General features: G+C 58.6%; 19 protein-coding genes. 11 read left to right on the top strand and 8 right to left on the bottom strand.

The genetic code is table 11. From position 1 onward, the window contains the following. Positions 1-141 precede the first annotated feature (141 nt). Positions 142-606 carry a GNAT family N-acetyltransferase gene (locus tag AC0V6K_RS11185; RefSeq protein ID WP_472622241.1) on the top strand — a complete coding sequence of 155 codons (465 nt, stop codon included), beginning with the start codon at positions 142-144 and terminating at the stop codon, positions 604-606. Positions 607-760: 154 nt separating this feature from the next. On the opposite strand, the gene AC0V6K_RS11180 is transcribed toward AC0V6K_RS11185, so the two are convergent. Beyond that, positions 761-1,630: a TolB family protein gene (locus AC0V6K_RS11180; RefSeq protein ID WP_472622239.1), complete on the bottom strand. Its 870-nt coding sequence runs from the start codon at positions 1,628-1,630 to the stop codon at positions 761-763. Between the two features lie 26 nt (positions 1,631-1,656). Continuing rightward, a complete protein-coding gene (locus AC0V6K_RS11175; protein WP_472622237.1) occupies positions 1,657-2,463 on the bottom strand; it encodes an ion transporter in 807 nt (268 codons plus the stop codon). Positions 2,464-2,632: 169 nt separating this feature from the next. Between AC0V6K_RS11175 and AC0V6K_RS11170 the strand changes: the two genes are divergently transcribed. Continuing rightward, positions 2,633-3,517 (top strand): DUF4349 domain-containing protein, encoded by an 885-nt coding sequence (locus AC0V6K_RS11170; protein WP_472622235.1) that lies wholly within the window; start codon positions 2,633-2,635, stop codon positions 3,515-3,517. Between the two features lie 68 nt (positions 3,518-3,585). On the opposite strand, the gene AC0V6K_RS11165 is transcribed toward AC0V6K_RS11170, so the two are convergent. From AC0V6K_RS11165 to AC0V6K_RS11155, 3 genes are read right to left on the bottom strand one after another with little or no spacing between them, the layout of a single operon-like run. After that, the gene (locus AC0V6K_RS11165; RefSeq protein ID WP_472622233.1) at positions 3,586-3,924 is read right to left on the bottom strand and encodes a 2Fe-2S iron-sulfur cluster-binding protein; all 339 of its coding nucleotides are present in this window, start codon (positions 3,922-3,924) and stop codon (positions 3,586-3,588) included. Between the two features lies 1 nt (position 3,925). Then, positions 3,926-5,005, bottom strand: a complete 1,080-nt coding sequence (locus tag AC0V6K_RS11160; protein ID WP_472626125.1) for a cysteine desulfurase family protein — start codon at positions 5,003-5,005, stop codon at positions 3,926-3,928. Next, a complete protein-coding gene (locus AC0V6K_RS11155) occupies positions 5,002-5,991 on the bottom strand; it encodes a cysteine desulfurase family protein (protein WP_486172637.1) in 990 nt (329 codons plus the stop codon). The genes AC0V6K_RS11160 and AC0V6K_RS11155 overlap by 4 nt, the downstream gene beginning before the upstream one ends. 122 nt (positions 5,992-6,113) lie before the next feature. Here AC0V6K_RS11155 and AC0V6K_RS11150 point away from each other — a divergent pair, with 122 nt between their 5' ends. Next, positions 6,114-6,770, top strand: coding sequence for an alpha/beta hydrolase (locus AC0V6K_RS11150; protein ID WP_472622231.1), 657 nt, complete (start codon positions 6,114-6,116; stop codon positions 6,768-6,770). Between the two features lie 358 nt (positions 6,771-7,128). Beyond that, entirely contained in the window at positions 7,129-7,824 is a 696-nt protein-coding gene (locus AC0V6K_RS11145) for an energy transducer TonB (protein ID WP_472622229.1), read from the top strand. Positions 7,825-7,921: 97 nt separating this feature from the next. Here AC0V6K_RS11145 and AC0V6K_RS11140 read toward each other — a convergent pair whose 3' ends face one another. Continuing rightward, entirely contained in the window at positions 7,922-8,125 is a 204-nt protein-coding gene (locus AC0V6K_RS11140) for a hypothetical protein (RefSeq protein ID WP_472622227.1), read from the bottom strand. A gap of 100 nt (positions 8,126-8,225) precedes the next feature. Between AC0V6K_RS11140 and AC0V6K_RS11135 the strand changes: the two genes are divergently transcribed. The 4 genes from AC0V6K_RS11135 (at position 8,226) to AC0V6K_RS11120 (ending at position 15,070) form a co-directional block, all read left to right on the top strand. Further along, positions 8,226-10,097, top strand: a complete 1,872-nt coding sequence (locus AC0V6K_RS11135; protein WP_472622225.1) for a DUF885 domain-containing protein — start codon at positions 8,226-8,228, stop codon at positions 10,095-10,097. Positions 10,098-10,137: 40 nt separating this feature from the next. Beyond that, entirely contained in the window at positions 10,138-11,757 is a 1,620-nt protein-coding gene (locus AC0V6K_RS11130) for an FAD-dependent oxidoreductase (RefSeq protein WP_472622223.1), read from the top strand. Positions 11,758-11,852: 95 nt separating this feature from the next. Next, positions 11,853-13,409: a tetratricopeptide repeat protein gene (locus AC0V6K_RS11125; protein ID WP_472622221.1), complete on the top strand. Its 1,557-nt coding sequence runs from the start codon at positions 11,853-11,855 to the stop codon at positions 13,407-13,409. Positions 13,410-13,492: 83 nt separating this feature from the next. Further along, positions 13,493-15,070, top strand: a complete 1,578-nt coding sequence (locus tag AC0V6K_RS11120; protein ID WP_472622219.1) for a hypothetical protein — start codon at positions 13,493-13,495, stop codon at positions 15,068-15,070. A gap of 93 nt (positions 15,071-15,163) precedes the next feature. Here AC0V6K_RS11120 and AC0V6K_RS11115 read toward each other — a convergent pair whose 3' ends face one another. Together AC0V6K_RS11115 and AC0V6K_RS11110 are read right to left on the bottom strand one after the other, a co-directional pair. Further along, positions 15,164-15,529 carry a hypothetical protein gene (locus AC0V6K_RS11115; protein WP_472622217.1) on the bottom strand — a complete coding sequence of 122 codons (366 nt, stop codon included), beginning with the start codon at positions 15,527-15,529 and terminating at the stop codon, positions 15,164-15,166. A 104-nt stretch (positions 15,530-15,633) separates the two neighbouring features. Further along, a complete protein-coding gene (locus AC0V6K_RS11110) occupies positions 15,634-17,229 on the bottom strand; it encodes a phosphoenolpyruvate carboxykinase (RefSeq protein WP_472626121.1) in 1,596 nt (531 codons plus the stop codon). A gap of 305 nt (positions 17,230-17,534) precedes the next feature. On the opposite strand from AC0V6K_RS11110, the gene AC0V6K_RS11105 reads away from it, so the two are divergent. The 3 genes from AC0V6K_RS11105 to AC0V6K_RS11095 are packed head-to-tail and all read left to right on the top strand — an operon-like array spanning position 17,535 to position 20,291. Then, complete coding sequence (locus AC0V6K_RS11105) at positions 17,535-18,287, top strand: response regulator transcription factor (RefSeq protein WP_472622215.1); 753 nt, start codon at positions 17,535-17,537, stop codon at positions 18,285-18,287. Further along, positions 18,280-19,863: a sensor histidine kinase gene (locus AC0V6K_RS11100; RefSeq protein ID WP_472622213.1), complete on the top strand. Its 1,584-nt coding sequence runs from the start codon at positions 18,280-18,282 to the stop codon at positions 19,861-19,863. Before AC0V6K_RS11105 ends, AC0V6K_RS11100 begins: the two co-directional genes overlap by 8 nt. Beyond that, on the top strand, positions 19,860-20,291 hold the full coding sequence (locus AC0V6K_RS11095) for an HPr kinase/phosphorylase (protein WP_472622211.1): 432 nt from the start codon (positions 19,860-19,862) through the stop codon (positions 20,289-20,291). Before AC0V6K_RS11100 ends, AC0V6K_RS11095 begins: the two co-directional genes overlap by 4 nt. The last annotated feature ends 14 nt before the right edge of the window (positions 20,292-20,305 follow it).

Below are 20,305 nucleotides of genomic sequence, written 5' to 3'. Positions count from 1 at the left end.
CCCAGCAGGGCGTACGGAGATTTTTTGAACACGATTGCATCGAACGTCTGAGCCTTTGTGGCTCAGTTTGTGATTGACTGACTGGCGACCGTCGCGTTGCCAATCGGTTCACTGCGTCAAGAATTATCCGAAAGTTTCGACATGAAAAACCAATACATACGCCCGCTAGTGCGGAGCGATTTAGAGCGCGTAGGCTACCTGGTCGACGAGAACGAAATGTTTCCCTCCGACATGCTCGACGACATGACAGCTCAATTTTTCGGCGGAGACGAAAGCCAGCGTTGGCTCGTGTTCGACGATGGGCAGGTCGACGCGGTCTGCTACTACACCCCCGAAGGTTTGGCTGAAGGTGTTTGGAACTTGCTCATGATCGCCGTCGATCCAAATCGACACGGCAACGGCATAGGAAGCCAACTCATGCGCTTCGTGGAACACCAGCTCGCTAACGATGGAAGCCGTCTCCTCTTGGTCGATACGTCTGGCAAGGAAGAGTTCAAACGAACCCGCGCCTTCTACGATATGCTAGATTATGAGCGAGAGGCGCGAATTCGCGACTATTGGTCTGACGGCGACGACAAAGTCACCTTCCGGAAGGTATTGCGCTAAAGATTGAGGGGGCGGCCACAAGGTCACCCCCACTATCGCGCTGCCCCCTTTCAGGAATGCAAAAATGACACGAACATGACTTGCATTGGCTCGAAAGCCGACAATCCTTATTTGACTGGCAATCCCACCACCGCGATCCGCTTCCCGTCCGGGCTCACCGCAATCCGGTTCGCCCCCTCACTCCGAAGTCCGACAGGTCGCCGATCACTTGCCAGCCCTCGCCGCCTTCGCGCCAGCGGTGGACCTCGCCGTCCTCGATCTGCAGGATCGTGCCGTCGGGTGCCCAGGTGTAATTCGCATTCGATCCCACCAGCGGCGCCAGCGGGCGGATCGACTTGGTCTTCGGGTCGAAGGCCTTGATCCACACCTGTTCGTTGGTCTGGCGGTGGACGAAGCTGAAATGGTCGGTGCCGGGGATCACATGCGGTGTTGCGGGGACGGCGTGGCCGGTGATGAAGTGATAGACCGGCTCTTCTGCACTGGTCACCGCGACGTTGAAGCCATAGCGCGACCAGTAGAACACGGTGCCCAGATCGAAATCGCGCGCGAAGTATCCCACCGGCTCATCAACGCCGGAGGCTTCGAGCAGCCATTTCGGCTCGTCCGGCTTGCTTCGATCAAGATGCCAGATTGAACGGTTGCGTTCGAACACCATCGAGATGGTCTGATTGTCGGGCGATGGCGTGGGTGAGAACTCGTTTTCCGGCGTGTTGGTTATGCGCGTGTGCGTGCCGCTCGCGATGTCATATTCCCAGATGTCGGTCTGCGTCCCGTCATCGCGCGAATAGAGAAATGTGGCGCTGTCCTTGGTGAAGTAAGGCTGATTGTCATAGCCGGTACGGTTGGTGACATTGCGCCCTCTCGACAGTGCATCTTCCGAAACGTCCGCGTCATAATCGAACAGGAATATCTCGGTTTCGGGGAAAGCCGGTGGCGGTGCGTCTTCGTCCGCATCTTGCGCCTGCGCGGTGGCGGCGAGCGCAAGGCTGGCTCCAAGGATGGCAGTCCATCGGATCAATCGCATAAATCTCTACCCCTTTTTCGACTTTCCTAGCGGTCCTTGCGCAGTGCCGCCACATCCTCGCGCAGCGCGCGCAGCTCATTGATAATCATCTCACGTTCGTCATGCGCTTCTTCACCCGTTGCCTCGGCCATGGCGTTGACGATCACACCGATGAAGAGGTTCAGCACGATAAAGCTGGTGAGCAGGATGAACGGCACGAAGAACGCCCAAGCATACGGGTACACCTCCATCACCGGGCGCACGATGCCCATGCTCCAGCTTTCCAGCGTCATGATCTGGAATAAGGAATAGAGCGAGGCGCCGAGATTGCCGAACCATTCTGGGAAGCGCTCTCCGAACAACTTCGTCGCCATTACCGCGCTGATATAGAACAGCAGCAACAGCATCACGATCACCGTGCCGATGCTGGGAATCGCTTGGAACAGGCCGACGATCACCTTGCGCATGCTCGGCACCACAGAGATTAGCCGCAGCGCGCGCAGAATGCGCAGAGCACGCAATACCGAGAATTGCTCGCCCGCTGGGATGAGAGCCGCGCTGACAATGGCGAGATCAAAGATATTCCAGCCATTTTTGAAGAAACCGAGGCGGTAAACGAACAGCTTCAGGGCAATTTCGACCACAAATATGGCAATCGCCAATCTGTCGAGATTTTCGACCACCGGACCGATCACACCCATCACCTCGGGTGATGTCTCCAGCCCCAATCCGATCGCATTGATGACGATGACGGTGATGATGAAGCGTTCAAAAAAGCTGGATTCCAGCCAGTTTTGAAGGCGTTGGCGCAAGTTCACATCATCTTGCGCAGAGACTGTTTCAGCTGAGGTCATGCCCCTTGGAATGGCAGCATCGGGGCAAAGGTCAATGCTGATTGTGACAGTAGAATGGGGCAACCTCGCCTCAATTGTGGCGAGAATATGGCCATATTAAGGCATCATTAAGGCAGCGAGTCGCAGTTCGCTCCTGGGATGACGGGAATGGAACCCAAGGAGAGAGAATATGCGTAAGTCGATGATACTGGTGGGAACCGCGGCTCTGGCGCTGGCGGCATGCAGCGAAAGCGCTGACTACGAAGAGGCCATGGCCGACACCGAAGCGGGCAATGCCATGCCGATGGAGGCCGCTGAAGAGGCCGAAGCCGTGGCGGATGCTGACGGCTCTGCGGTGCCACAATTGGGCGACATCCCGATCACTATGCCAAAACTCGCCTACACCTATGATTATCAGTGGCGCATGCCCGCCGCCGAGATCGGCCCGCTGCAACGCCGCCACGCATCATTGTGCGAACAGGCCGGGCCAACCAGCTGCCAAATCCTTGCCATGAACAAGAGCGGCGAGGAGGCCGACGAAGTGCGCGGCACACTGCAAATGGCTGTGGACAGCAATCAGGCACGCGCCTTTGGCGCTTTGCTCGAAGACGAATCCGAAGATGCGGGCGCAGAGCAGGTTTCTGCCGAGATCACCTCGGATGAACTGTCCAAACAGATGGTGGACACCGAGGCGCGTCTGGAGGCCCGCACGCAACTGCGCGACCGACTGATGGACGTGCTCAAAACCCGCAAAGGCACCGTGGCCGAGCTGGTCGAGGCCGAGCGCAGCGTTGCGCGGGTCAATGAAGAGATCGACCAGGCGAAAAGCTGGCTCAAAGAAATGGAAGGCCGCGTAGCCTATTCGCGGGTCACGGTGCGCTATGAAACCGGAACGCCTGTCAGCAGCGATTTCCTTGCCCCGGTTGCCGGAGCGGTCGGATCGCTGGGCACAATCTTCGGGTACTTGGTCGCCTTGCTGATCCTGATCGGATCGGTCGCACTACCCGTCGGCGGAATCATCTGGGCATCCCGCAAAGCCGTGCGCAAGGCCCAAACCGAACCCGCAGAGGCGTAATCTCGCTGATGCCTCACGCGGAAGGTGGCCGGTTGCTGACGGGGGTCAAGCAGCCGGCCATTTTTTGCCTACATTCTTCTGGCGTCTGCGCTCTCACCAGGCACAGTGACGGTCAGGCCGTCCATGTCTTCGGTCAGGTCGATCTGGCATGAGAGCCGCGAGGTACGGCGGGCTCCGGCGGCGAAGTCGAGCATGTCTTCCTCTTCCTCGCTTGCTTCGGCCAGCTTGTCGAACCACTCGGCGGCGACAATCACGTGGCAGGTTGAACAAGCCATCTGTCCTTCGCAGGTCCCCTCAAGCGGAAGTCCGGCGCCCTGCCCAACACGCAGCAAATTGTCGCCAGCCTCGCCCTCGGCAACCACGGGATTGCCACGCGGATCGATGAAGGTGACTCTTATGCCCCCCATATCACGTCCATTCTGCCTGCTCTTTGGCAGCCATGTTGATCACCTTGGCCGCTTCTTCAAGCTCTTCCATGGTCGTATAACGGCCCCATCCCAGCCGGATAGTACTCTTCGCCTCGGCATCGGAAAGGCCTATGGCTTTGAGCACATGGCTGGGCTTGCCCGATCCACTGGCGCAGGCGCTTCCAGCGGAAAACATCACATTGCGGCATTCGGACATCAACCGGGCGACATCAAGGCCATCTTTGCGAATGCTGAGATTGGCATGGTTGCGCGCGTCCTGACTGCCGTTGATGTGCCAACCATCGAACAAGTCGAGAGCACGATCCCATAGCTGACGCGCATGGGTATTGTCCGCCTCCATCCTCTCTTTCGCGACCGCCGCTGCGGCTCCGAACCCGGCACATAGGGCAGTGCTAAGCGTGCCGGAGCGCACGCCTTCCTGAAGCCCGCCGGTGATCTGGGGGGCAATCTCGATCCCGTCGCGCACCCACAGTGCGCCGATGCCCTTTGGCCCATAAATCTTGTGCGCGCTCACCGCGATCAGGTCGGCATTGGCAACGGGTATCTTTCCAAAGGACTGCACCGCATCGACGAGCATCAACGCGCCCATCTCCTTGGCACGGCGATGCCAATCGATGATGGGTTGCACCGTTCCGATCTCGTTGTTGACCTGCATCACCGCGATCATCCGCGCGTCTTGAGGCAGGTTTTGCGCGGGATCGCAGAGGCCATCCGCATCCACGCTCAATATCTCATGCGGCCCCGCATCTTTCGCCGTGTCGTATACCGCCGCATGTTCGATGGCAGAAATCGCCACTGCTCCGTCACCCGACGTGCCACGAATGGCGAGATTGAGCGCTTCGCAGGCATTGCCCGTGAAGATCACTTTGCCACCCGGCGGGAGCAGCGCCGCAACCTTATCGCGTGCGGCCTCTACCGCAGCCGCCGCTTGCCTACCCATCTTATGCGGGGAATGCGGATTGGCGAAGCCGGCACCATCAGGCCCGTCGAGCCAGCGAAGCATCGCATCGCGCGCCTCGGGCGCCAGCGGGGTGGTGGCCTGGTTATCGAGATAGATCATGTGAGTGACTTCCAAGCCTCCGCAAATGCCTGCAATTCGTCCGCAGTGGTGCTCCAGCCAAGGCTCACGCGGATGGTTCGTGCCGCAACATCATCGGGCACACCAAACGCATCAAGCACGCGGCTCTTTTTTAGTGTGCCGGAGGAGCAAGCGCTGCCCGCCGAGACCGCGAAACCCATTGCGTCGAGGCGGATGAGAAGAGCTTGGGCGGACATGGTGGGGTGAGTGAGCGCGAAGATGTAATCGACCTGCTCCCCGATGCTAAGGCGATCACCGGCAACCGCCTTGGCGAATTTCTTGCGTTGGTCCGTCGTTGTTGCCCAACCCTCGGTCTCCAGAGCAGCGGCCATTGCCATCGCCCCCGACAGGTTTTCGGTCCCTTGACGGTAACCGCGCTCATGGCCGCCCATCGGTTCCAGCAAGTTGAAATCGCGGACCAGCAGTGCACCGATTCCGATCGGTCCACCAAACTTGTGGGCTGAAATAACCAGCATATCAGCAGCCGGAAGCTCAAGCTTAGCTGCGCTCTGGGCACAATCGGAGAGCGTTACAGTCCCCGCTTCGGCCATGGTTTGCGCCATTTGTCCAACCGGATTGATGGTGCCAGTTTCGGAATTCACGTGCTGAACCGCCAACAAGGTTTGGGCATCAAAGCTGGCGTCATCGGTAACGACTTCCGCATCCGGCGCAGCGCGAAACACGGCATCATGCTCCACCGCGCTTACAATCCGGCGTTTCGACTTGGCTCGGTTCAATGCAATCCACAGCGCCTCGCTCGCGCCGCTGGTGAAGATCACCTCGCCATCCCACTTCAGCGTTCGCTTGATCCGCTCGCGCGCGTCTTCAAGCGCCTGCTTAGCCTTGCGTCCCTCGGCGTGCGGAGAGGAAGGATTGGCCCACAGCGCAAAGCCTTCCTCCATCGCGGCTTTCGCCTCGGGGCGAAGCGGCGATGTCGCGGCATGATCGAGATAGATACGGGCAGTCACAAACAACCTTATTGCGAACGATTCTTAAAAAATTGCGCTTCGTGGTGCGAGTCGTATATAGAGTGCATCCACGCAGGGGCCAGCCGGCACTTTGCCCACTCTTCTGATTCTTAAGGACACCGATGCCCTCAGTCATCTTTCCCGGCCCCGAAGGCCGCCTCGAAGGTCGTTTCTCTCCGCCGCCGCGCCCGCGCGCTCCCGTGGCGATGATCTTGCACCCGCACCCTGAAGGCGGCGGCACCATGAACGACCGGATCGTGCAGCGGCTGTACAAGACCTTTGCCGATCGCGGCTTTGCAACTCTGCGTTTCAACTTTCGTGGTGTCGGCCGCAGCCAAGGCTCATTCGATAACGGCATTGGCGAGCTGTCTGATGCAGCGAGCGCTCTGGACTGGGTGCAATCAATTCATCCCGAGGCACAGACCACTTGGGTCGCAGGCTACAGCTTTGGCGCGCTGATCGGCATGCAGTTGCTGATGCGTCGCCCAGAAGTGCGCGGCTTTATCTCCGTCGCACCGCCAGCGAATATGTACGATTTCAGCTTCCTTGCCCCCTGCCCTGCCTCAGGCATCTTTGTGCAGGGCGCGGCGGACACGGTGGTTCAGCCGGGAGCGGTCCAGAAGCTGGTCGACAAGCTGCGCACGCAGAAGCACATCACGATCCACCATGATGAGATTCCGCGTGCCAACCATTTCTTCGAAAACGAAATGGAAGACATGATGGCTAGCGTCGACAACTATCTCGACTTCCGCCTGTCGCCGGATTGCCCGATCAAGTGATGTGAGTCTCTGAGTTATGCTCGCCCATCCGGGCGAGCATCCTCGGTGCTATTTCTTCGCTGCGCTACGAGCACCTGCGGGCACGCGGTCGCGCTTGCGGCTGCTCCCCAGCCGTGTTCGCGATTGGAACGACCGGAATTCTGGGCCTCCTCGATCGCAGAGCCTAGCTTCTCACACAATAAGACAGAATTGTAATAATATTGCATTTCAATGACCCGTTTCGCATTAAAACGGGTCGCAAAGCGCAACGCGAAACAATTTTGAAAAATGACAGTGACGTTGTATCATCACGGATGAGCGATGCCTGTTGGAACGCTCATCAGGCGCCGCTCCCATAACTGGAGAGAGGAACGCCCCTATGAACTACGTCGCTCAATCCCGAAGACCTAACCCCGCCGCAATACTCGGCGCTATCGGCATACCCGCCGTCTTTGGCGCGTTGTTGGTCACCGGCCTTGCCGTGACCGTCGCCGTTACAACAGACAAAAATCCGGAAGGAATCTTCATCAAAACGGACCCACCTCCGATTCCGATCCCGCCGCCGCCTCCGAAACCGAAGGTGGAGAAGACAGATCCAACAAGAAGCGTTGTGGTCGCTCCAACCAACCCGATTGATTTCAACGAGAAGGCGGTCATTCCAGATTCGCCGCTTCCGCCATCGCCGCCCCTGCCGCCCGGCCCCACGCCCGGCATCGGCAACAATATGGGTGAAGGCGCAGGTCCTGTGACACCACCTTCTCCGCCTCCGCCAAAGTTCGATCCGATATCAGCCAAGCCACGCGGCAATCCAGGCACCTGGATCACGACCCGCGATTACCGGACGAACTGGATTCGCCGTGAAATGACCGGAACCGCCGGATTTACCCTACAGATCAGCGCGAGTGGCCGGGTCACAGGCTGCACAGTCACCAGCTCGACCGGGCACAATGCGCTCGATCAGGCGACGTGTCGCCTTGTTCAAAAAAGGGCGCGCTTCACACCGGCGCGCGACAGTAATGGTGCTCAGGTCGCAGGCACCTATAGCAATTCGGTCACGTGGCGACTGCCTAGATAGGTTTGCCCCATTAAGCTTGCCTAGGCAGCTTCAACACCGGATTGCTTCGTGGCGGTTGGCGCTTGTCCCCCCAACGCCAGCCGCCACACCCCTTTTGTCATTCAACGTTTTCCACTTGGTCAACCGGCGCATCGCCGCTTGCATCAGGCAGCGTCCAGATCAGAACATTGGCCACCATCACCAGCGCCAGCACCACCATCAATGCAGGCTGCTTGATCTCGCCAGTGCGTCGCCAGAAGAAGATTGCCCCGACAACCAGCGCGAATGCGGCCAGCATCACAATTCCCAGAACGATGTCCATTGGCGTGTCACTCCGTCATGCTGCCCGAACCCGCGCCGGATAGCCCATGTCTGGCACGGGCTCAATTGACTCGCGCGCAGGCAACGGTAAGCCAACGCTCATGAGAGACAAACAGACACCGTCCGCCCAGACATTCACCCGCCGTCAGGCGCTCGCTGGCATCGGCGGCGTCTCCACATTGGCGCTGCTTCCAGGCTGCGCGGCAGGCTACGATTCCGCCGTCGAAACATCCGCGCCCGATCTCGCGCTTGGCCCTGACCAAAAGCTGGACGAAATCGCCTACGCCATGCTCGATCACGAGCCGGGCCGTGCAACGGGTCTTGGCATCGACACGCAGGCCTATGCCGATTGGCGCGGCACCTTCGGCAAGGCAGGCGGCGAAGGGCGCGAGGCGTACAAATCGACGCTGCAATACCTGCTCAATGAGGCACGCGAGTATCCCAAGGATGGACTGACTGCGGACCAGCAGGTCGGTTTTGATGTGGTCGAAAGCGCATATTCCAAGGCGGTCGAGGGAATGGACCTGCCCTATGGCGATGTGGCTGTCGGCAGCTGGCGCAATGCGCCGTATCTCGTGATTCAGAATGTCGGCGCGTATATCGATATGCCGCGTTTCTTTGGCGCGACACAGCCGGTGCGTGATGCGCAGGATGTAGAATACTATTTGGGCCGATTGAACGAAGTCAGCGATGTGCTCGATGGGGAGCTGGAAGGTATCAAGAGCGCGCGTGGATTGGGCGTGATCCCGCCGGATTTCCTGCTCGATAAAACCATCGCACAGTTGGAAACTAATATCGCCGATGCTGGCAGTGCAACCGGCGCCTATGTCGCGCCACTTGCCGCGTCGGGCCAAGACGCTTCGGGCGACGCAGCTCGCCGAGCGATGGCCATTTCCAAAGACAAGATTGTGCCCGCACTCCAGCGCCAGCTAGACGAGATCAAAGCACAGCGCGCGGTTGCCAAATCGGATGCGGGCATGTGGGCTCAGCCGGAAGGTGACCGCTGGTATGCGTGGTCCACCAGCGCATCGACCACCACCTCGCTCAGCCCCGATGAAATCCACGAACAGGGTCTCGAAGAACTCGCCGAACTGCACGGGCGGATGGACCCGATCCTGCAAGAAATCGGATACACCAAAGGGACCGTCGGTGAGCGGATGCAGGCTCTGTCTGACGATCCGCGCTACAAATTTGCCGAGGGTGATCCGGGCCGCAAAGAGATCTTTGATTTCATTTACGAGCAGTACAACTGGATCAAAGGCCAGATGCCGCGCGCGTTCAACCAACTGGTCGATCCCGCTTTTGAAGTGCGCCGTATTCCCGTCAACGAGGAAGCAGGCGCGCCGGGTGCCTATGGCGGCGCGGGCAGCAAGGACGGGAAGATTCCGGGTCGCTTCTGGATCAACCTGCGCACCACCGATCTGCATCGCAAATATGATCTGCCGGACCTTACATTCCACGAAGCCATTCCGGGCCATGTCTGGGAGGGCGAGTACTCAAACCGCTTGCCACTTATTCGCTCGATCCTTGCCTTCGGTGCATTCTCCGAAGGTTGGGCGCTGTACGGCGAACAATTGGCAGATGAGCTTGGCGCTTACGACGATTTCAAAGTCGGACGGCTTGGCTACCTGCAATCGCTCGCCTTCCGCGCGTGCCGTTTGGTGGTCGATACCGGCTTGCACCACAAACGCTGGAGCCGCGAGAAAGCGCGCAATTTCTTCGTGGAACGCAACGGGTCAAAGGCCGAAGAGGTTGCCAGCGAAGTCGATCGCTATTGCAGCTGGCCGGGCCAAGCATGCTCGTACAAGATCGGTCACAGCGAAATCGTACGCCAGCGTATGCGGGCCGAGAAGGAGCTTGGCGACAAGTATGATTTCAAAGCGTTCAACACCGCTGTCATCTTGGGCGGCAACGCGCCGCTAGATGTCGTCGATAAGACCGTAAGCCGTTATATTGCCAAAGCGAATGGCTGACCCCATCTAAAGCGCCAGCGAGCAATCAGGAGGCGCAGTGATGGAACGGTTTGGAGCAGACCTGGAAACGATGCGCCGGGTACCGCTCAGCGACGATCACGTCGCTGCCATCCGCGAAATCGGTCGCGAGGTCACCCATCCCGCAGGGACTGTGCTTGCCGAAATCGGCGATCCGATGGACACGTTCACCTATGTGATCGATGGCGAAATCGAAGTGGTGAACCCATACACCAATGAACGCTTGCTGGAATCGACGCTTGGCCCGACACAGTTTATGGGAGAGCTTAGCTTCCTGAACCGCGGCACGATCTTTCTGAAAATGCGCACCGCAGTCGAGACCCGTGTGATCGAGGTCGCGCGCCCGGCGATGCTGGATTTGATGAGCCGTGTTCCGGAACTCTCCGATCATATCATCTCGGTGTTCGCAGCACGCCGCCGCAAGCAGTTTGAGCTTTCGAATGGCGCCGTGAAGGTGATCGGCGCGGACCTCGATCCGGCGGTGCAATCCGTCGAGCGTTTTCTCTCCCGCAATCGCATCCCGTTCGAGAGTTACGACATGGATGCCCGCGATGAAGAGACGAACCAGATTTGCGACCTGACCGGACACCAACCGTCTGTCATTCTGGGTCAGACCGAGCGTCTGGAAGACCCCACCCCGCGTAAGGTCGCGCAGTATCTCAATCTTGATCTCGATATCTGTTCGCAGCGAGTGTTCGACCTTTTAATCGTGGGTGGCGGGCCTGCGGGTGTCGCCGCTGCCGTCTATGCCGGAAGCGAAGGTCTCGACGCTTTGGTTGTCGAAGATATGGCCATTGGCGGTCAGGCGGGCACATCCTCGCGGATTGAAAACTATATGGGTTTCCCGACCGGGATCAGTGGGACCGATCTGACCTATCGCGGGCAGATTCAGGCGCTGAAATTCGGCACAAGCTTCGCGATGCCGCGCCGTGTCGAAGCGCTTGAGCGGCGCGAAGACGGAACATTTTGCGCAACGCTCGACGACGGTGATGAAGTTTGCGCTCGTGCCATTCTGGTCAGCACGGGTGTGCAGTATCGCCGCCTACCGATTGACCGCCTTGAACAGCTCGAAGGCGCAGGCATCTATTACGCCGCAACCGAGATGGAAGCGCGCTTTTGTCAGAATACTGAAGTTGTGGTGATCGGCGGTGGCAATTCGGCCGGTCAGGCCGCGATGTACCTCTCACGCACATCCGCCCACGTGCATCTGCTGGTTCGATCGGACAGCCTCGCAGCATCCATGTCGAGCTACCTCTCCAGCCGCCTTGAGGCCGATCAGCGCATCACCATTCACTACAACACCTCGATGACAGAGCTGCACGGGCACAAAACGCTCGAAGCCATCACGCTCAAAGGGCCCGAGGGCGAAAGGCGTCAGGAAACGCGCGCGGTCTTCATCATGATCGGCGCAGCACCCAACACAGATTGGCTTTCCGGCTTGGTCAAAACCGACGAACGCGGCTTTGTCCTGACCGGTTCGGCCGTGAACCGCGACAGCCCGTTCGAAACCGGCACGGACGGGATATTCGCGGTCGGCGATGTGCGCGCCGGTTCTGTCAAACGCGTCGCCAGCGCCGTAGGCGAAGGCTCGGTCGTCGTCTCGCAAATCTGGCAATTCCTTGATGATCTGAAGCGCGATTGAGCTGTGCGATTTGGCACTGGTCAAGTGACTGGATTGCCATATAATTCCCACAAATCGGCACAGTCGCAGATGCCGGAGAAGGGATAATCACTGCAATGCTGGGTCGCATCCTTGCTGCCATTGCACTTACATTTTCGCTCGCAATCATCAGCGCCCCTGCGCGCGCCGCTTGGTATGAAGCGTCGAGTGAACACTTCATCATCTATGCACAGGGTGATGAAGATGAGGTGCGGTTGTATGCCGAAAATCTGGAGCGTTATCACAGCGCGATGGAAGACTTCACCCAGCGTGAAGTCAGTCCACCCAGCCCGTCAAACCGGATCAAGGTTTTTGCTGTCGGCTCCGATGACAAGGTCCGAAACCTTGCAGGTTCACGCGGTGTTGCCGGCTTCTATCTGCCGCGAGCAGAAGGCAGTGTTGCTTTTGTTCAGGGGGTAAAAAACAAGGTCGGTTATCCCGATGTCTCCACTGTCGTGCTGCTTCACGAATACGCGCACCACTTTCTCAGCCTGACAGACCGCTACGCCCGTCCGCTTTGGATGAATGAAGGGGCAGCCGAATTCTTGGCCAAAGCCTATTTCAAGGAAGACGGATCGGTCTTTCTTGGCACCCCCGCGCTCAATCGCAGCTTTACGATCTTCTGGATTGAGGACGAGATGACTTCGGTGCGCGAGCTGCTTGATATGGATTACGAGCGTCTCAGCCGCCGCAACACCAAGGACAAAAACTCGTTCTATGGCCGAAGCTGGCTGTTGTACCACTACCTCACCGTGAATGAGGAACGCCAAGGGCAACTGCGAGAGTATTGGCTCGAGGTGCTAAAAGGCAAATCTTCTCTTGAGGCCGCGCAGGCGGTGTTTGGTGATTTCGGTGTCTTGGAACGCCAGCTCAACTATCACTTTCGCAACCGCAAGGTGAAGAGCCACCACGTGCCAGCAGAGCGGATTGCAATCAGCCCGGTCGCGCTGCGCACGCTGTCCAAAGGCGAAGTGGACACCATGGAGATCAGGCAGCGTCTCGAACGGGGCGCATCGGCGGCAGATGCGGCGGCTATGGCCAAGTCAACGCGCGCCATTGCTGCGCGCCATGCCGAGGACGGGCGTGTGTGGAGCCTTCTGGCCAAGGCGGAACTTGCAGCCGGCAACAACGCAGCCGCGATTGCTGCGGCTGACAAGGCGCTGGCTATCAATGCGAAGAATACGGACGCCTTGCTGCAAAAGGGCATTTCTGGCTTCCGACTAGCGCGCACCTTCAGCGGGCCCGGCCCACGCGATGCTGCCTATGAAGAGGCAATGACCGCGATGCGCATGCTCGGCACATTGGAGCCAGACCACACCATGCCACTGATCTACACCTACCGCGCCAAGGCCGAGCGGGGCGTCGCGCCTGACGATGAGGCAAAGACAGCCTTCTTCCGCGCCGCTGACTTGGCCCCGTTTGATCAGGAGCTATGGCTGCTGACCGGCATGATACACATGAATGACGGCCAGATCGATGAGGCACGCGCGGCGCTTCAACCAATCGCAAGCAACCCGCATGGAGGGGCAAAGTCAGAGCAAGTGCGCCAACTGCTCGGCTTTTTGGCGGACAAGCCGGAGGGTACGCCAATCCCTGTTCAGGCGGCGATATCGCAATACTTCCTCGACGAGTAATGCGGTTAGGCACGCACTTGCCAAGCCACTGATAATCCATACACTCCGTCACTACCGGCACAGTCGCAGATGCCGGAGAAGGGGTGCCTCAATTGATACTTCGACGCCTGATTGCCGCTTTCGCGTTGGCGATGTCGCTCGCGCTGATCACCTCCCCCGCCCGCGCCGCGTGGCACAAGGCGGAGAGTGAGAGATTCGTTATCTATTCGGACAGCAGCGAAAGCGACATCCGCGAATTCGCAGTGCGGCTTGAGCGATATCATGTCGCAATGACGAGGATCACGGGATTTAATCCTCCAGCACCAAGTCCATCCAACCGAGTGACGGTCTATGCAGTGGGCAGCGGACGGACATTGCGCAAGCTGTATGGAGACAAGAGTTCAAATGTGGGCGGCTTTTACATTCCGCGTGCTGCAGGGTCCGTTGCTTTTGTTCCAAATGTAAAGGTGCGTAGCGGCGACACCGACTTTTCGATGATCATCTTGCTGCATGAATATGCGCACCATTTCACTATCGCCTCAAGTTCCTTTGCTTTGCCCCGTTGGGTCACAGAGGGGTCTGCGGAGTTCTTTGCATCAGTGAAGTTCGCCAGGGATGGAGGGCTCGATATCGGTTTACCGGCAAACCACCGCGTTGGTGATCTAAACTATGCGCGCCAATTGTCGCTGCGTCAGATCTTCGATTACGATAGCATTGCCACGGGACGTGGAGTGCGCAGCGATGGGTTTTATGGCCAAGCTTGGCTTCTTTATCACTACCTGATGTTCAATGATGCTCGCCTGCCGCAGTATCGAGAATATGCGCGAAAGTTCATGCAGGGTATGCCAAGCTTGGAGGCTGCAGAAGAGGCTTTTGGAGACCTTGATCAGCTTGAAAAGGAGCTGAAGGGCTACAAGCGGCAAAAGCGCATTCCGGCCATAAGACTGCAAGCAGAAAGTCTACCAATTGGCGATGTTACGGTCACACGGCTTAGCAAAGGCTTGGAACAGATGATGGATGTCATCTTGAAATCACGCCGCGGCGTTACACCAGAGCAAGCCAAAGAACTAATCCCTGAAGCGCGCGAGATCGCAGCAAAGTTTCCCAATGATCCCGGCGTGCTGACGGCTTTGGCAGAAGCCGAATATGATGCGGGCAACGATGCCGAAGCCATCGCAGCAGCGGACAAGGCGATTGCTATCGATAAGGGGCAGAAAAATGCTTACGTCCAGAAAGGATATGCATTGTTTCGCAAGGCACGCGCCGCAGACGATGCCGAGGCGGCATATGCCATGGCGATGGTCCCGTTTGAGGCACTTAACGCCATGGAGAACGATCATCCGTTGCCGCTGATTTACTATTATCGCAGCTTTACGGAACGCGGGGCCGCACCTGACGAAAATGCCCGAGCGGCGTTGGAGAGGGCGTCGGTTCTCGCTCCATTTGATCAGACGATCCGTATCAACACTGCCGTGATGCAGATTGGCGAAGGAAAACTCGCCCTTGCCCGCCAAACGCTCGCCCCGCTCGCCGCCGATCCGCACAGCAGCAGTCGTTCGAATCGTGCCAAACAGTTGATTGAGGTGCTCGCCAACACGCCGGATGGAGAGCGGGTCGACCTGTCTGTACTGCTCGGGCCGCGCGTTCAGACAAAGCCTGCCAATCAAAACGAAGACGAATAGCCCAGTTCGAGATCCGGGTACGAAAAAGGCGGCTGACACGAAACCTGTGCCAGCCGCCTTTTCTTGTCGCGCGGCGCGAATGCCGCGGCTGAATTACTTCTTGCCGAACAGGCCTTTTGCCATGCCGGTGATGTCATCCATGATGTTTCCATCACCGTCCTGATCCAGCATCGAAGTCAGGTTGCCAAGGCCACCTTCCGTACCGCCCAGTTTGCCGACCATATCGCCGAGTGCGCCTTCGCCGCCGATCTTGTCCATGATCGAGCCGAGTGCACCGGTGTCGAGGCCGCTTTTCTCTGCAGCAAGTTCAACCGTGTCGCCATCTTCGTCGTGCGACTGGCCGAGGGCAGCCAAGCCTTTTTCGACCAACGAAGGGTCGATACCGACTTTTTCAGCCAGATCCGCGATTGTGTCTGGCGAACCGCCAACCTGCTTCAAAATTCCATCAAGAAAACTCATTGGATCCCTCCGTTATGATTGCGCGTCCAAACTAATGTAACATATGGGACCATGCGGAGGGAAAGGCCAGCTTTCCAAATGTAAAATCTAGCAAAGCAAGCTGCTTATGCGGCAACGACCTTTGCAGGAGCGGCCTGCTTCACGCCATCATCCACATGCGCCTCGAACTCGGCGAAATTGTCGATGAACAGCTGCACCAGCTTGCTGGCGGTCGCGTCGTAGCCTTCCTTGTCCGCCCAAGTGCTGCGCGGATCGAGGATCGACTGATCGATGCCCTGTTCGGCGAGAACCGGAACCGAGACCGGCACATCGAAGCCGAAATTCGGGTCGGTGCGGTATGCGACATTGTCGAGATCACCGTCGAGCGCGGCATTGAGCAGCGCGCGAGTTGCCTTGATCGGCATGCGATTGCCGACGCCATACTTGCCCCCGGTCCAGCCAGTGTTGAGCAACCAGCACTGCACGCCGCCGCTGGCAATGCGCTCTTTCAGAAGGTTGCCGTAAACGCTGGGGTGACGCGGCATGAAAGGCGCGCCGAAACATGTGCTGAAGGTCGCTTCAGGCTCGGTCACGCCGATTTCGGTGCCCGCCACCTTGGCGGTGTAACCCGACAGGAAGTGATACATCGCCTGCTCCGGCGTCAGACGCGCAATCGGAGGCAGCACGCCGAATGCATCGGCGGTGAGCATCACGACATTGCTCGGAACCGGGCCGAGGTTCTTCTCGCTGGTGTTCGGGATGTAGTCGATCGGATAAGCGCCGCGAGTGTTCTCGGCGAGTGAGTTGTCGTCGAAGTCGAGTTCGCGGGTTTGCGGGTCCATCACCACGTTTTCGAGCACCGTGCCGAACATCTTTGTGGTGGCGTAGATTTCCGGCTCTGCCTCATCGGACAGGCGGATCATCTTCGCATAGCAACCGCCTTCAAAATTGAAGACCGCCGTGTCGGACCAGCCGTGTTCGTCATCGCCAATCAGCGTGCGCGAAGCGTCAGCCGACAGCGTCGTTTTACCAGTGCCCGACAGGCCGAAGAACACTGACGTCTTTCCGTCCGCGCTGGTGTTGGCCGAACAGTGCATCGGCATCACGCCCTTGGTCGGCAGCAGATAGTTGAGAATGCCAAATACGCTCTTCTTCATCTCGCCAGCATATTTGGTGCCGCCAATCAGGATCAGCTTTTCCGACAGATTGACCGCAATCACCGTCTCGCTGCGCGTGCCATGACGCTCTGGATCAGCGCGGAAAGTGGGCAGATCGATAATGGTGTATTCGGGCGCGAAGTCCGCCAGTTCTTCCACTGTCGGGCGAACCAGCAATGTCCGGATAAACAGGTTGTGCCACGCAAGCTCGTTGATCACGCGAACATTGACGCGGTGCTCCGGTTGCGAACCACCGAACAGGTCAGCGACGTACAGCGTGTCCTTGTCCTTCAGCGCCGCCATGAAATCGGCCTTCAGGTTGGCGAAGTGTTCGGGCGTCATGCCCTTATTGACCTTGCCCCACCATACGGTTTCCTCAGTCTCGGCATCGCGCACGATGAACTTGTCATTCGCGCTGCGGCCGGTGTGCTGACCTGTTTCAACCACTAGAGCGCCATGCTTTGACAGCGCGCCTTCCTTGGCGGCGAGCGATGCCTCAACCAGAGCGGATGTGCCGAAGTTAGGGCGGATAGTGGCCCCGGTTTCGATGTTTTGCGAAGCCAGCGAATAAGCAAGGGGGTCAACGTATCTACTCCTGAGCCAAGCGGCCCTGTTGCGTGTCCAAACCTGCCGAACAGAGCCAGCGCTCGCATACGTATGCGAAGGGGGAGAAACGACGCCAGCTGTGATGTTCGATCCCGTGGGTCGCCCATAGATATCCCCTCCCCCGGAGTCAAACGAAGAGCGGTGCAATATGCGCAAGAAACGCGCATCTGATTGCAAGACAGCGCATTGCCTGCGTTGTTTAGTCGGCGCTATGCCGCTAATCATCGAAGCGTCGATCGCTGATGCATCGGGAAGGGAACTCAATGGCGGAAAACACAACTGATACGCCACGCCGCGATGATGCGTTCGAAATCGCGCTGGTCGATGATGATCGCAACATTCTCACGACGGTTTCCATCGCTTTGCAGGCCGAAGGGTTTGTCACACGCCTTTATTCAGATGGTGAAACGGCACTGAAGGCGCTTTTGGAGAACCCACCAGATCTCGCCGTGTTCGATATCAAGATGCCCAAAATGGACGGGATGGAATTGCTCCGCCGCGTCCGTGAAAATTCAGCGCTTCCGGTCATTTTTCTAACTAGTAAGGACGACGAGGCGGACGAGGAAGCCGGGCTTGAACTGGGTGCTGACGATTATATCGCCAAACCGTTCAGCCTGCGCCTTTTGACTGCGCGAATTCGCGCGATCCTGCGCCGCTCGGATCCGGATCGCGAAATCGGAAATGAACAACCTGGCGATGTCGAGCCTGCGCATCCCAGCATTGATCGCGGACGGCTTTTTATGGACCCGGCGCGCCACCACGTGACTTGGGACGATAAGCCGGTCAGCCTGACCGTAACCGAGTTTCTTATCCTCGAAGCGCTCGCCGCGCGCCCGGGAATTATCAAAAGCCGCAACCAATTGATGGACGCCGCCTACCCCGATGATGTGTTCGTCGATGATCGTACTGTCGACAGCCATATCAAGCGCATGCGGCGCAAGTTCCGCGTGGTCGATACCGGTTTCAAGGCGATCGATACGCTTTACGGGGCTGGATACAGCTTTCACGATGACTGAGACCCCGTCCGCAACTTCTGCTGACGATTCCTCGCTGTTCCGGAGCGTGCCCGAACGGCTGAGCCCGCTTGGTCGCTTCTCGCTTACCGCCCGCATTCTTATCGTGAACATTCTGCCGCTCACGCTTCTGGGTGGTGGCTTGTTCTACATCGATAGTTATCGCACGCAGCTGGTCGATGAGCGTTTCAAACTGGCGCGGATCGAGGCGCAGATCACCGCAGAGGCGCTCGCTGGTGCCACCCGCGAACGGCAGGAAGCTCTGCTTATCCAGATCGGCAAAGAGCAGCGCATGCGGCTTCGTATGTTCAATGAAGAAGGGCAGCTGACAGCCGACAGTTTCGAGCTGGATGGCCCGTCCTTTGAGTTCGATGACATCAGCGATGATGACTGGGAACAGCGCTTTGCGCGGTGGCTTGATCGCACTGTCGATACGATTGTCAGCGCCGAGCCGGTTCAGGACTACATCGAGCCAGAATCGCAGGAGGCCGACGCCTGGCCGGAGCTGGCACGAGCGCGTGAAGAAGGGCTCAGCCAGATTGCCCTTTATGATTGGCGTGATGGGTCACCGGTTATCACCGCCGCCGCGCCAGTCGGGCTGGACGGTGATACGCTGCTGACCGTGCGGAACGCGGTGGATATTACCGAGAGTGTCCGGTCGGCGCGCTCAACACTTGGCCTTGCCGTTCTCTTCATTCTGTTCGGCTCGGCCCTTTTATCACTCTATCTCGCGCGGACCATTGTGACACCTTTGCGCCAGCTAACCCGTGCCGCCGTTAAAGTGCGCCAAGGCCGTGAGCGCGAAGTAGAAGTGCCTCGCCTGCCCGATCGTGGGGACGAAATCGGCCTCCTTGCGCGTACGGTGTCCGACATGACCACGGCTCTGCGCCAGCGGATCGATGCGGTGGACAGCTTTGCGGCTGACGTCGCGCATGAGATTAAAAACCCGCTCGCATCTCTGCGCAGCGCAACGGAGTCGCTGCCCAAGGTCAAGGATGCTGACACACGGCGCGAGCTGGAAGACATTATCGCACATGATGTGCGCCGGATTGATCGGTTGGTGACCGAGATTTCTGATGCCAGCCGCATCGATGCCGAATTGTCGCGCGCCACGTTTGAACGCATTGATCTCTCTGATCTGACCCGCGCAATCATCGGCAGCCGCGAACACCGCGCGGGACAGAAGTCCCACCCGATTGAGCTTTCAACACGCGGCTTTGCGGCCAATGTTTCAGGTGTTCCGGCGCGGCTTGAACGCGTCATCGAGAACCTGCTCGACAATGCGATCTCCTTTTCACCTCCCGAAAAACCCATCGAAGTGATCGTAGATAATGACGGTGAGTGCGTAACAATGCTGGTGTGCGATTTTGGGCCAGGCATTCCGGAGGATGCGCGGGAAAAGGTCTTCACACGCTTCCATTCGCTTCGTCCCGAGCAAGAGGACTTCGGCAACCACTCGGGCCTTGGCCTCGCGATCGCGCGCGCCATTGCCGAGGCGCATGACGGGTCACTCACAGCCGAAGCACGCAAAGACGCAAATGACGGAGCCTGCCTGCGATTCCGCCTGCCCGCAGCATGAGCGACGCCGCCGCCCAAGTCTTCAACACCACCTTCGTCGCCATTCAGGGTCGCGCGCTGGGAATTGAGGGCCCGCCTGGATGTGGCAAATCGAGCCTTGCCCTCGCGCTGATTGATCGCGGCGCGATGCTAATCGGGGATGACGGGGCAAGACTGGTCAGAGATGGCGCGCGGATCGTCGCGCACCCGCCGCAAGAAACGCGCGGCTTGATCGAGGTGCGAGGGGTTGGCCTTGTTGAGACGCCGGTCGCTTTACCCGCTGCATTGTCTTTGATCCTCACACTCACAAACGAAAGCGAACGCTTGCCGGAGGAGGCAGATCGACGCACGGTTCTGGGCTGCGAAATCCCGGTTCTGCCCTTCACCTCTGGCACCATCGCGCCGGCGCAAAGGGCGGAATTGGCGCTGGCAAAGTTCGGCCTGACCTAAGCGCCTTTACCCGT

The organism is Erythrobacter sp. S43 (genome assembly GCF_057364955.1).
The sequence above is the reverse complement of the archived record's forward strand: the minus strand, read 5'-3'. Positions and strand labels throughout refer to the sequence as shown.

What these genes read in the sequence shown, in the direction of transcription:
- AC0V6K_RS11125 (WP_472622221.1), top strand. Translation starts at nt 11,853, where the DNA reads ATGCTGGGTCGCATCCTTGCTGCCATTGCACTTACATTTTCGCTCGCA.
- AC0V6K_RS11180 (WP_472622239.1), bottom strand. Translation starts at nt 1,630, where the DNA reads ATGCGATTGATCCGATGGACTGCCATCCTTGGAGCCAGCCTTGCGCTC.
- AC0V6K_RS11130 (WP_472622223.1), top strand. Translation starts at nt 10,138, where the DNA reads ATGGAACGGTTTGGAGCAGACCTGGAAACGATGCGCCGGGTACCGCTC.
- AC0V6K_RS11165 (WP_472622233.1), bottom strand. Translation starts at nt 3,924, where the DNA reads ATGGGGGGCATAAGAGTCACCTTCATCGATCCGCGTGGCAATCCCGTG.
- AC0V6K_RS11185 (WP_472622241.1), top strand. Translation starts at nt 142, where the DNA reads ATGAAAAACCAATACATACGCCCGCTAGTGCGGAGCGATTTAGAGCGC.
- AC0V6K_RS11135 (WP_472622225.1), top strand. Translation starts at nt 8,226, where the DNA reads ATGAGAGACAAACAGACACCGTCCGCCCAGACATTCACCCGCCGTCAG.
- AC0V6K_RS11115 (WP_472622217.1), bottom strand. Translation starts at nt 15,529, where the DNA reads ATGAGTTTTCTTGATGGAATTTTGAAGCAGGTTGGCGGTTCGCCAGAC.
- AC0V6K_RS11105 (WP_472622215.1), top strand. Translation starts at nt 17,535, where the DNA reads ATGGCGGAAAACACAACTGATACGCCACGCCGCGATGATGCGTTCGAA.
- AC0V6K_RS11160 (WP_472626125.1), bottom strand. Translation starts at nt 5,005, where the DNA reads ATGATCTATCTCGATAACCAGGCCACCACCCCGCTGGCGCCCGAGGCG.
- AC0V6K_RS11170 (WP_472622235.1), top strand. Translation starts at nt 2,633, where the DNA reads ATGCGTAAGTCGATGATACTGGTGGGAACCGCGGCTCTGGCGCTGGCG.
- AC0V6K_RS11145 (WP_472622229.1), top strand. Translation starts at nt 7,129, where the DNA reads ATGAACTACGTCGCTCAATCCCGAAGACCTAACCCCGCCGCAATACTC.
- AC0V6K_RS11175 (WP_472622237.1), bottom strand. Translation starts at nt 2,463, where the DNA reads ATGACCTCAGCTGAAACAGTCTCTGCGCAAGATGATGTGAACTTGCGC.
- AC0V6K_RS11140 (WP_472622227.1), bottom strand. Translation starts at nt 8,125, where the DNA reads ATGGACATCGTTCTGGGAATTGTGATGCTGGCCGCATTCGCGCTGGTT.
- AC0V6K_RS11150 (WP_472622231.1), top strand. Translation starts at nt 6,114, where the DNA reads ATGCCCTCAGTCATCTTTCCCGGCCCCGAAGGCCGCCTCGAAGGTCGT.
- AC0V6K_RS11095 (WP_472622211.1), top strand. Translation starts at nt 19,860, where the DNA reads ATGAGCGACGCCGCCGCCCAAGTCTTCAACACCACCTTCGTCGCCATT.
- AC0V6K_RS11100 (WP_472622213.1), top strand. Translation starts at nt 18,280, where the DNA reads ATGACTGAGACCCCGTCCGCAACTTCTGCTGACGATTCCTCGCTGTTC.